Consider the following 10,413-nt stretch of genomic DNA (forward strand, 5'->3'; position numbering starts at 1 on the left):
CTCAGCGGACGGATAACCGGCCGAGAGACACGCCTGATGAGCGAGCTTTTTTACAACGCTGTGCCGAATGCGACCCGTGTCGCCCCGCCACTGCCCGAGCCTCGGCAATACCCCAGCGAGAAACCGCAACGGGTGTACCTGTTCGGGACCTGCGTAGTGGACTTGTTCTACCCGGAAGCTGGTATGGATGCGATCCACTTGCTCGAGCGCGAAGGCATCCGTGTCGAGTACCCGCAAGGGCAAAGCTGCTGCGGTCAGCCGGCCTACACCTCGGGTTACACCGAGCAGGCCAGGACCGTCGCGCGCTCGCAACTGGCGCTGTTCGCCGGGGACTATCCGGTGGTGGTGCCGTCCGGTTCCTGCGCCGGCATGTTGCGTGAGCACTATGCCGACCTGTTCAAGGACGAGCCGCAAACGTTGAAACAGGTTCAGGCATTGGCAGCCAGAACCTATGAACTGGCCGAGTTCCTGCTGTTTGTCTGCAAGGTGCAGCTCAAGGACAGCGGCACGCCTGTGAAAGTGGCGTTGCACACCTCGTGTTCGGCACGTCGCGAAATGAACACTCATTTGCATGGCCGCGAATTGCTGGCGCAATTGAGCAATGTAGAACGAGTCAACCATAGCCATGAAAGCGAATGCTGTGGCTTCGGTGGGACTTTCAGCGTCCGTATGCCAGATATCTCCGGGGCGATGGTGGCTGACAAGACCCGGTCGTTGAAGGAATCCGGCGCACACAAGGTACTCAGTGCCGACTGCGGTTGCCTGATGAACATCAATGGCTCGCTGGAGAAACAGCAAGAAGCGTTGCGTGGCCAACACCTGGCCAGTTTCCTCTGGCAGCGAACCGGAGGCGCACAATGAACGCTTCCGCGATTATTCCTACGGTCGCCGTAGAAGAAGATTTCCGCACCCGGGCTCACGACGCACTGGGTGATGCGCAATTGCGAAACAACTTTCGCAAGGCGATGGATTCACTGATGACAAAACGGGCAACGGCTTTCAGCGATGCCCATGAAAGAGAACACCTGCGAGCGCTGGGCAATGCGGTCCGCGCCCGCGCTTTATCGAAGTTGCCCGACCTGCTCGAGCAACTTGAACAGAACCTGACCCGCAACGGTGTGACAGTGCACTGGGCGGAAACGGTGGACGAGGCCAATGGCATCGTCCTCTCGATCATCCGCGCTCACGAGGGGCGGCAAGTGATCAAGGGCAAATCGATGGTCAGCGAAGAGATGGAGATGAACCATGTCCTCGCTGAACAGGGCATTGAATGCCTGGAATCGGACATGGGCGAGTACATCGTCCAGCTCGACCACGAGAAGCCTTCACACATAATCATGCCGGCAATCCACAAGAACGCCGGCCAGGTCGCGTCCTTGTTCCACGACAAACTTGGCGTGGAATACACCAAGGACGTTGACCAACTCATTCAGATCGGTCGCAGGGTCCTGCGGCAGAAATTCTTCGAAGCGGACATCGGCGTCTCCGGCGTCAACTTCGCCGTGGCCGAAACCGGCACCTTGCTGCTGGTTGAGAACGAAGGCAACGGTCGCATGACGACCACGGTGCCACCGGTGCACATCGCCGTCACCGGTATCGAAAAAGTCGTGGAAAACCTGCGCGACGTGGTGCCGCTGTTGTCGCTGCTGACCCGTTCAGCACTCGGCATTCCGATCACCACCTACGTCAACATGATCTCCGGCCCGCGCAAGGAACATGAACTGGACGGCCCACAGGAAGTGCACCTGGTCCTGCTGGATAACGGTCGCAGCCAGGCGTTTGCCGACAGCGAATTGCGCCAGACCCTGAACTGCATCCGCTGCGGCGCCTGTATGAATCATTGCCCGGTCTATACCCGAATCGGTGGCCATGCCTACGGTGAGGTTTACCCCGGCCCTATCGGAAAAATCATCACCCCGCACATGGTCGGCCTGGCGAAAGTCCCGGACCACCCCAGCGCCTCTTCGTTGTGCGGAGCTTGCGGTGAGGTGTGCCCGGTCAAGATTCCGATCCCGTCCTTGTTGCGGCGTCTGCGCGAAGAGAATGTCAAAGCGCCCGATAGCCCGCATCAAGCGATGCGCGGCCAGGGCAGCAAATACTCGCGCAAGGAACGGTTCATCTGGAACGCCTGGGCCAGGCTCAACAGCTCACCGACGCTGTATCGCCTGTTCGGTTTCTTCGCCACGCGGCTGCGTGCACTCACGCCGAGCAATGTCGGCCCGTGGACGCAGAATCATAGCGCACCGAAACCCGCTGCCCGTTCACTGCATGACATGGCTCGCGAACATCTGGCCAAACAGGGAGATCGTTGATGAGCGCCAAGCAAAATATCCTGGGCAAACTGCGCAAAAGTCTGACAGGCACCACACCCGTGGCTGACAACTTCAATGTCGGTTTGGTGACAGAGCCTTACACCTACACCCCGGAGCAACGCATCCCGCAACTGCGCAAACTGATGGAAGCGGTGCACACGGAAATCCATCTGACCTCGGGTGAAGACTGGCCCGCCTTGCTGGCGAAGTTGCTGCTGGATCGTCAGCTGCCGAGCCTGTTGATCTCGCCGACCACAACTCACGGCCAACGTGTCACCGAGCACTGGGAGAAAAATCCGCAGCTGCCGACACTCAAGGCCTACGACCGTCCTGTGGAAGAATGGAAAGCCGAACTGTTCAACGACACCCCGGCGAGCCTGACCGGCACCTTGGGCGCAATCGCGGCGACAGGTAGCCTGATCCTTTGGCCCACGCGGGAAGAACCGCGCTTGATGAGCCTGGCGCCACCGGTGCATTTCGCCCTGCTCAAGGCCAGCGAGATCCGTGATAACTTCTATCAGGTGCAGCAGGAATTCGAGTGGGCTCAAGGCATGCCGACCAATGCGCTGCTGGTGTCCGGCCCATCGAAGACCGCCGATATCGAGCAGGTCCTGGCCTACGGTGCCCACGGTCCGAAGGACCTGGTGGTGTTGATCCTGGAGGACCAATGAGTCTACCGGCCGCTTTCCTGCGCGATGCGCAGCAATTGATTCCCCATGAACGGCGCTTCGACGATCCGCTGTCGACCCTGGCGTTCGGCACTGACGCCAGTTTCTATCGGCTGATTCCGCAACTGGTAATTCGCGTCGAGTCTGAAGATGAAGTGGTAGCGCTGCTGCAACTGGCTCAGCGCGATCAGGTTCCGGTGACCTTCCGCGCCGCCGGCACCAGTCTGTCCGGCCAGGCCATCAGTGATTCGGTGTTGATCGTCCTTGGGGATAACTGGAACGGTCGCGAGATCCGTGGCCAGGGCACGCAAATTCGCCTGCAGCCCGGCGTAATCGGCGCTCAGGCCAATGCCTGGCTGGCACCGTTCGGACGCAAGATCGGCCCGGACCCGGCGTCGATCAATGCCTGCAAAATCGGCGGCATCGTCGCCAACAATGCCAGCGGCATGTGCTGCGGTACCGCGCAAAACACCTATCACACCCTGGCCGGCATTCGCCTGGTATTGGCCGATGGCAGCCGTCTCGACACCGAAGATGCCGCCAGCGTGGCTGCGTTTCGTCAAAGCCATGCAACATTGCTGGAGCACCTGGCAACCTTGGGTCGCGAGACCCGCGCCAACACCGAACTCGCGGCAAAAATCCGCCACAAATACCGTCTGAAAAATACCACCGGCCTGTCACTCAACGCCCTGGTGGATTACGACGAGCCTGTCGATATCTTGAGCCACCTGCTGGTGGGTTCCGAAGGCACCCTGGGCTTCATCAGCGCGGTGACCTACGACACCGTGATCGACCACCCGAACAAGGCCTCGGCGCTGATCGTCTTCCCGAACGTGGAAACCTGCTGCAATGCGGTCACCGTGCTGAAAAGCCAACCGGTGTCAGCTGTGGAACTGCTGGACCGGCGCAGCCTGCGTTCGGTGCAGAACAAACCCGGCATGCCCGCTTTCGTACAGCACCTGTCGAATAATGCTTGCGCCTTGCTGATCGAATCCCGCGCGGCATCGTCCACCTTGCTGCAAGAGCAACTGGCACAGATCATGACGTCATTGGCGTCGTTCCCGGTGGAGAAGCAAGTCGACTTCACCGAAGATCCGCTGGAAAACGCCCGCCTCTGGGCGATCCGCAAGGACACCTTCCCCGCCGTCGGCGCGGTGCGCAAAACCGGTACCACGGTGATCATCGAGGACGTGACCTTCCCGGTGGAACAACTGGCGATCGGCGTGAACCGCCTGATCGAATTGTTCGACAAACATCATTACGACGAAGCGATCCTTTTCGGACACGCACTGGAAGGCAATCTGCACTTCGTCTTCACCCAAGGCTTCAACAACCCGGAAGAAGTCGCACGCTACCAGGCGTTCATGGATGACGTGGCGCAGTTGGTCGCGGTGGAGTTTGGCGGCTCGCTCAAGGCTGAACACGGCACCGGGCGCAACATGGCGCCGTTTGTCGAACTGGAATGGGGCAGCGATGCCTACCAGCTGATGTGGCAACTCAAACGCCTGCTCGATCCCAATGGCATTCTCAACCCGGACGTGGTGCTCAGCGACGATCCGCAGATCCACCTCAAGCATCTCAAGCCATTGCCGGCCGCCGACGAGATCGTGGACAAGTGCATCGAGTGCGGCTTCTGTGAACCCGTCTGCCCCTCGAAAGGCCTGACCCTGAGCCCGCGCCAGCGCATTGTGATCTGGCGTGACATCCAGGCGAAGAAGCGAGCCGGGGTCGATACCCGGGAACTCGAAGCAGCCTATGAATACCAGGGTATCGATACCTGTGCCGCCACCGGCCTTTGCGCGCAACGCTGCCCGGTAGGCATCAATACCGGCGAGCTGGTGAAAAAGCTTCGCGGCCAGCACGCCACCCATACGAAAACTGCCAACTGGCTTGAAGGAAATTTCGCCACGGCGTTGCAAGGCGCACGTTTCACCCTCCACGTGGCCAACGGTGCGCGGATGTTGCTGGGCGCACCGCGACTGGCCAAACTTTCCGCAGCGGTGACCCGCCTGTCCAAAGGGCAAATCCCGCAGTGGACCAACGCCATGCCGCAGCCTGAACGGGCGATCCGCTTCAGCCCGGCACTGACGGACGAGCGCCCGCGCGTGGTGTACCTGGCTGCGTGCGTTTCACGCGCCATGGGTCCGTCAGCCGGGGACAAGGAACAAATGTCGCTGTACGACAAAACCCGCGGTCTGCTGGAAAAAGCCGGGTATCAGGTGGTCTTTCCAGACAATCTGGACAATCTCTGCTGCGGCCAGCCGTTTGCCTCAAAGGGTTACGCCGAACAGGCCGAACACAAACGCCAGGAACTGATCGGCGCCCTGCTCCACGCCAGCCGTGGCGGGCTCGATCCGATCTACTGCGACACCAGCCCCTGCACCTTGCGCCTGACCCAGGACCTCGGCGATGTGCGCCTGGACCTGTACGACCCGGTGCGTTTCATTCGCACGCACCTGATGGATCGCCTGGACTTCACGCCACAGGACACACCCATCGCGGTGCACGTCACCTGCAGCACCCAGCACCTGGGGGAAAGCCAGGCGTTGATCGATCTGGCGCGCAAGTGCAGTAAAAACGTGGTCATCCCCGAAGGCATTCACTGCTGCGGGTTTGCCGGCGACAAGGGGTTCACCACGCCGGAGCTGAACGCCCATTCGCTGCGCACCTTGAAAGACGCGGTGCAGTACTGCAGTGAAGGCATTTCCACCAGCCGAACCTGTGAAATCGGCCTCAGCCAGCATGGCGGGATCGATTATCACGGGCTGGTCTATCTGGTGGATCGCGTGACGCAAGCGCGCACTGCGTAAAAACTGTGGAGCGAGCTTGCTCGCGATGGAAGTCAACGATAACGCGTGCTTTCTGAATAAACGCGTCGCTCTTGAATCCTTCGCGAGCAAGCTCGCTCCTACAACCCCTTGCGCTGCTGCAAAAAAAAACCGAATTCCTGCGCGCGGCTATAGTCATTTGATTAGGCCCTGCGAACGGGCTTATAACCCCCTCGGCCAGCGGCCCCATTCACCGGCAGCACCGAGCCCTCATGCGCAAGGAGATACCCATGAAGCACTCTGCAATTGCTGGATTGTTTATCACTGCGGCACTGCTGGCATCGCCCGTATTCGCGGCAGACAAGGATCTTTGTGCGGCGAACATTCAACAAATAAGCGACTTCGTGGACAGCGCACCGTCCATACCTGAAACCTCCCTGAACACCGTCAAAGATGCGCTGGAAAAATCCAAGGCGGCCCAGGCGGCCGGTAACGACAAGGATTGCATCGAAATCACCTCCGGCATGATCACCAAAATGCAGATCCGAAACCCTACCCGGAACTGATGCGAGACAAGGCCAACCTTCGGGTTGGCCTTCCGGGCCACATTGACGTAGACTGTACAGGCTTGTTGCTCACCATGATTTGCGAGCAATGAGTTCGGGGCCGTTTAGGATTCGACGCCGGTTGCGAAACTTTAGGTGCATGCCGAGTTGGTAACAGAACTCGTAAATCCACTGTTGCAACTACTTATAGTTGCCAATGACGAAAACTACGGCCAGGAATTCGCTCTCGCTGCGTAAGCAGCCTTAGCCCTGAGCTTCTGGTACCTTCGGGTCCAGCAATCACCAGGGGATGTCTGTAAACCCAAAGTGATTGTCATATAGAACAGAATCGCCGTGCAGTACGTTGTGGACGAAGCGGCTAAAACTTACACAACTCGCCCAAAGCACCCTGCCCGTCGGGTCGCTGAGGGTTAACTTAATAGACACGGCTACGCATGTAGTACCGACAGCGGAGTACTGGCGGACGGGGGTTCAAATCCCCCCGGCTCCACCAACTCAACAAAAAAGACGTCCACGGACGTCTTTTTTTGTGCCTGGAATTCAGTGAAATCAAGTTTTCAGCGACCGACAGGGCAACCACCAGCCGGCATCAAGCGCCTGCACACCCCTCCCGGTCAGGCCGTGCCGTATGCAGCACTCACCATCGGATAGGCAGGAAAGTCCGTGTAACCCACCTCACCACGTCGGGTGTAATACGTTGATCGGTCCGCTTCGGCCAGCGGCCAGCCGTGCTTGAGACGCGCAGCCAGATCCGGGTTGGCGATATAGGGTCTGCCGAAGGCGATCAGGTCCACTAAGCCGGTGTCGAGTGCGTCCTGGGCGCTCTGGCGACCAGTAAAGCCACCGCACCAGATGATTGCACCTGCAAACGCCGCTCGCACCTTGGCCAGCAGCGTGTGGTCGAGGTGGTGTGATTTGAACTCGGCAATTTCCATGTTCGCCTCAGGCATCAGCTCGTAGACCAGGTGCAGATAGGCGACGCCGAGACGCCCCAGACGCTCGGCAACGTACAGCAGGGTTTCCTCGGTCAGCGGGTCTGCCGCAATACCGTTGAACTTGCCGAACGGAGACAGGCGGACACCCACACGCCCGGGACCCAGTTCACGCACCGCCGCTTCAACGACTTCCATCAGGAACCGTGTACGGTTTTCTACGCTGCCTCCCCCATAGCAATCGGTGCGCGTATTGAGCACCGAGTTCATGAACTGCTCGAACAGGTAACCGTTGGCGCCGTGGATTTCGACACCATCAAATCCAGCCTCCCGAGCATTGACGCAGTTCCGGGAAAAAGTGCTGACCAACGCCATCACTTCCTCCGTCCTCAGGCGTCTCGGTTTACCGGCGGCGATAAAGTCCAACTTGCCATCCGGGCCGTGGGCAAACACCTGCGACTCGGACCTTTCCTCGGTCACTCCCCATGGCGCTTCGCCGTTCGGCATGAGCGATGGATGGGCCATCCGGCCGACGTGCCAGAGTTGCAAAAATATTGTGCCGCCATTGCGGTGAACCTGATCGGTCACCAAACGCCAGCCCTGCTGCTGGGCTTGCGTGTAGATGCCGGGTGTCAGTGCGTAGCCGTTACTGGACGGTGCAACATCGGTCGCCTCGGCGACGATCAGGCCGGCACTGGCCCGTTGCCCGTAATAGGTGGCCATCAATTCATTCGGGATGTCACCCTCGGACGTCCGCGTGCGTGTCATGGGGGCCATGACAATGCGGTTCTTCAGCACAACGGTGCCGCCAAGCAACCGAGATTCAAACAGGTCTATCATGGGACTTCCTTCGGATCGGTTTTGATCGGAAGGAAAGCGTACTTTTCGTCAGTCGCGCCCATCTACACACCGTTTTGTCAGTGGTGGCAAATGAAGACAATCAATAGACTGCCGGGCTTGCCGGTCGAGCGCACCCTGGCTGTCCTCTCCGGGCGCTGGAAGGCGGTCATCCTTCATGTGCTGCTGGACGGCCCGCATCGCACCTGCGATCTGGAGAAGCGCATTGCAGGCATTTCACAGAAAGTGTTGATCGAGCAACTGCGAGCGCTCGAGGAACATGGAATGGTGAGCCGGCAACCCAGCGCCAAGGATCGTCAGGGGATCGAATACCTGCTTACCCCGCTTGGCGAAAGCCTGCGCCCCCTCCTGGAGTCGCTGATTGAATGGGGAATCCATCACGCCAGGGAACTCGACGAGGTCCATAGGCTGGTGCCCTGCGATGCCGTGGTTCGAGATCGCAACAACTGACGCCCATTCAGCCTTGGCCAACCAAAGCACCTCAACTCAGGCGAAAGTCACTCAAGTCTATCGACACCATCAAGCGTTCACGCATGGGCTGCAAATCCGCGCCCCGCAGGTAGGCTCTACGCCGGGTCGGAAAACGAAAGCCTTGGGCTTCAACGTAATCGCTCACGTATTGAGCGGCAGCAAACCCACCCGCCACGTCGACGTGATAGTCGTGACGGCGCAGCAGAAAATCGTCATCGAAGTAAAAGTCCTGATAGCGACTGTGACTGGCAATGTCTTGCGCAAACTCCACTCGCAATCCACGCCAGCGCTCCTGGCCTTCCTGCCAGGGCGTAATTTCATTGACGCTGAAGCCCGGCATCGCCATGAAGAACGGTGTCGTCAGGTACGTCCACATGGCGTATCCGCTGAAGTACGCGCGATGCAACGGGTCCCAGGGGGTGTCCATGACATGCCCGGCGAATGCCTCGCGCGGGTTCGAACGCTCGCGGACGATTTCACCCTGGGTGGTTTCGATGGAGATGTAGTCGGCCCTGAATACCGTGCGCCAGTCGGGTTTGCCGAACGGTGTCACCGAGGCGCGTTGCTGGTGCAGGCTGACGGTCATTTCCCGGGGCACGGTGTCTTGTGACACGCTCTTGATCCCCCACAACTCGCCCCCCGTCACGATGGTGGCGTTGAGTGTGGTGAAACGGCTCCAGCGCTCCAGACCGCCATGGGCATCGAGCACCTTTTGCAGCAATTCGATCATCGTTCGTACTCCGCAATGCTTTGTGTAGGAGCGAGTTCGCTCGCGAAAAACCTGAGGGCGCCGTTGGGTGTCTGGTTTCACGCGTTATCGTTCACGACCATCGCGAGCCAGCTCGCTCCTACAGGGGCCGACCACCTTACTTCGACGGCTCGCCCAGCATACCGGTGTAGTGGGCCAGGCGTTTCTCGACATCCGCTTTCTTCTGCAGGCCAAGCTCCATCAACTGCTTGATCCGCGCCTGCGCCGCCGGCCGTTGCACCGAGCCGATGAAGCCTTCCCACTCGCTGGCGATGGCTTCGTTGGGCGGCAGGCTGGCGGCATCGACCAGGCGCTTGATGTCGGCAATCGATTGTTTGTCGAAGCGGGCGATGCGTCGGGCCATGGTGTCGACGAACTTGTCGAGTTCGGCGTCGGGCAGCGCGCGGTTGACGTAACCATAACGCTCGGCGAGTTCGCCATTGATGTCGTTGCCGGTCAGCAACACTTCCAGCGCCCGCCCGCGTCCCATCAGCCGTGGCAGGCGAGCCATGGGGCCGCCTCCCGGTACCAGCGCGGCGCCGATTTCCCATTGTGACAGGATGGCTTTCTCGCGGCTGGCAAAACGCATGTCGCTGGCCAGGGCCAGTTCGCTGCCGACGCCGGTGGCGCGTCCGCGAATCGACACGATCGAGACCACCGGCGCCTTGCTCAGCCGCACCAGCATGTCGGGCAGCGGCGGCAGGCCGGTCGGGCCGTTGGGCAGGCTGGTGGTATCGGTCAGCGGCGGCACGAAGTCATAGTGGGTCAAAAAGAAGTCCGGCACATCGCTGTCGAATACCACGACCACCAGTTTCGGATCGGACTCGATGGCCGTGACCACTTCGTTCAACTGCGGCATGGTTTCCGGGCCATAGATGTTGTACGGCGGATTGTGGAACGTCACCCGCCAGTACTCGGGCGTGACCCGCGTGAGCTTGATTTCCTGTTTGACCGCGCTGGTGGAGGATGCCTTGTCGGCGGATGAAGGGGCTGTCTGGCCTGCGAGCGCTGTGTCCGTCATCGCTGTGCTGGCGAAAATCAATGCAGCCGTGAGCAACTGAAATCTCATGGGAACTTCTCCAGAGGATTG

At 59.8% G+C, this 10,413-nt stretch carries 9 protein-coding genes and 1 other RNA gene; 7 read left to right on the forward strand and 3 right to left on the reverse strand.

Annotated features, from left to right (window positions below; genetic code table 11):
• Nucleotides 1–36: 36 nt before the first annotated feature.
• The 6 genes from CKW21_RS11190 to ssrA all read left to right on the forward strand — a co-directional run bounded on the left by CKW21_RS11190 (nt 37) and on the right by ssrA (nt 6,807).
• Nucleotides 37–861 carry a (Fe-S)-binding protein gene (locus tag CKW21_RS11190; RefSeq protein ID WP_095194015.1) on the forward strand — a complete coding sequence of 275 codons (825 nt, stop codon included), beginning with the start codon at nt 37–39 and terminating at the stop codon, nt 859–861.
• On the forward strand, nt 858–2,312 hold the full coding sequence (locus CKW21_RS11195; RefSeq protein WP_095194016.1) for a LutB/LldF family L-lactate oxidation iron-sulfur protein: 1,455 nt from the start codon (nt 858–860) through the stop codon (nt 2,310–2,312). The genes CKW21_RS11190 and CKW21_RS11195 overlap by 4 nt, the downstream gene beginning before the upstream one ends.
• Nucleotides 2,312–2,983: a lactate utilization protein gene (locus CKW21_RS11200; RefSeq protein WP_095194017.1), complete on the forward strand. Its 672-nt coding sequence runs from the start codon at nt 2,312–2,314 to the stop codon at nt 2,981–2,983. The genes CKW21_RS11195 and CKW21_RS11200 overlap by 1 nt, the downstream gene beginning before the upstream one ends.
• Complete coding sequence (locus CKW21_RS11205) at nt 2,980–5,790, forward strand: FAD-binding and (Fe-S)-binding domain-containing protein (protein WP_095194018.1); 2,811 nt, start codon at nt 2,980–2,982, stop codon at nt 5,788–5,790. The genes CKW21_RS11200 and CKW21_RS11205 overlap by 4 nt, the downstream gene beginning before the upstream one ends.
• A gap of 248 nt (nt 5,791–6,038) precedes the next feature.
• On the forward strand, nt 6,039–6,314 hold the full coding sequence (locus tag CKW21_RS11215; protein ID WP_095194019.1) for a hypothetical protein: 276 nt from the start codon (nt 6,039–6,041) through the stop codon (nt 6,312–6,314).
• A gap of 96 nt (nt 6,315–6,410) precedes the next feature.
• Nucleotides 6,411–6,807, forward strand: a transfer-messenger RNA (tmRNA) gene (ssrA, locus tag CKW21_RS11220).
• A 121-nt stretch (nt 6,808–6,928) separates the two neighbouring features.
• On the opposite strand, the gene CKW21_RS11225 is transcribed toward ssrA, so the two are convergent.
• Nucleotides 6,929–8,086, reverse strand: a complete 1,158-nt coding sequence (locus CKW21_RS11225; protein ID WP_095194020.1) for an alkene reductase — start codon at nt 8,084–8,086, stop codon at nt 6,929–6,931.
• 90 nt (nt 8,087–8,176) lie between these two features.
• On the opposite strand from CKW21_RS11225, the gene CKW21_RS11230 reads away from it, so the two are divergent.
• Nucleotides 8,177–8,554: a helix-turn-helix domain-containing protein gene (locus CKW21_RS11230; protein ID WP_095194021.1), complete on the forward strand. Its 378-nt coding sequence runs from the start codon at nt 8,177–8,179 to the stop codon at nt 8,552–8,554.
• Nucleotides 8,555–8,585: 31 nt separating this feature from the next.
• Here the strand turns inward: CKW21_RS11230 and CKW21_RS11235 are convergent, their stop codons facing one another.
• Nucleotides 8,586–9,305, reverse strand: a complete 720-nt coding sequence (locus CKW21_RS11235) for a hypothetical protein (protein WP_095194022.1) — start codon at nt 9,303–9,305, stop codon at nt 8,586–8,588.
• A 136-nt stretch (nt 9,306–9,441) separates the two neighbouring features.
• Nucleotides 9,442–10,392 (reverse strand): enoyl-CoA hydratase/isomerase family protein, encoded by a 951-nt coding sequence (locus CKW21_RS11240; RefSeq protein ID WP_095194023.1) that lies wholly within the window; start codon nt 10,390–10,392, stop codon nt 9,442–9,444.
• Between the last annotated feature and the right edge of the window lie 21 nt (nt 10,393–10,413).

The organism is Pseudomonas sp. Irchel 3A7 (assembly GCF_900187565.1).
GTDB lineage: Bacteria > Pseudomonadota > Gammaproteobacteria > Pseudomonadales > Pseudomonadaceae > Aquipseudomonas.

Excerpts from the sequence above, each read along its gene's own strand:
- CKW21_RS11190 (WP_095194015.1), top strand. The coding sequence starts at position 37 with ATGAGCGAGCTTTTTTACAACGCTGTGCCGAATGCGACCCGTGTCGCC.
- CKW21_RS11195 (WP_095194016.1), top strand. The coding sequence starts at position 858 with ATGAACGCTTCCGCGATTATTCCTACGGTCGCCGTAGAAGAAGATTTC.
- CKW21_RS11200 (WP_095194017.1), top strand. The coding sequence starts at position 2,312 with ATGAGCGCCAAGCAAAATATCCTGGGCAAACTGCGCAAAAGTCTGACA.
- CKW21_RS11205 (WP_095194018.1), top strand. The coding sequence starts at position 2,980 with ATGAGTCTACCGGCCGCTTTCCTGCGCGATGCGCAGCAATTGATTCCC.
- CKW21_RS11215 (WP_095194019.1), top strand. The coding sequence starts at position 6,039 with ATGAAGCACTCTGCAATTGCTGGATTGTTTATCACTGCGGCACTGCTG.
- CKW21_RS11225 (WP_095194020.1), bottom strand. The coding sequence starts at position 8,086 with ATGATAGACCTGTTTGAATCTCGGTTGCTTGGCGGCACCGTTGTGCTG.
- CKW21_RS11230 (WP_095194021.1), top strand. The coding sequence starts at position 8,177 with ATGAAGACAATCAATAGACTGCCGGGCTTGCCGGTCGAGCGCACCCTG.
- CKW21_RS11235 (WP_095194022.1), bottom strand. The coding sequence starts at position 9,305 with ATGATCGAATTGCTGCAAAAGGTGCTCGATGCCCATGGCGGTCTGGAG.
- CKW21_RS11240 (WP_095194023.1), bottom strand. The coding sequence starts at position 10,392 with ATGAGATTTCAGTTGCTCACGGCTGCATTGATTTTCGCCAGCACAGCG.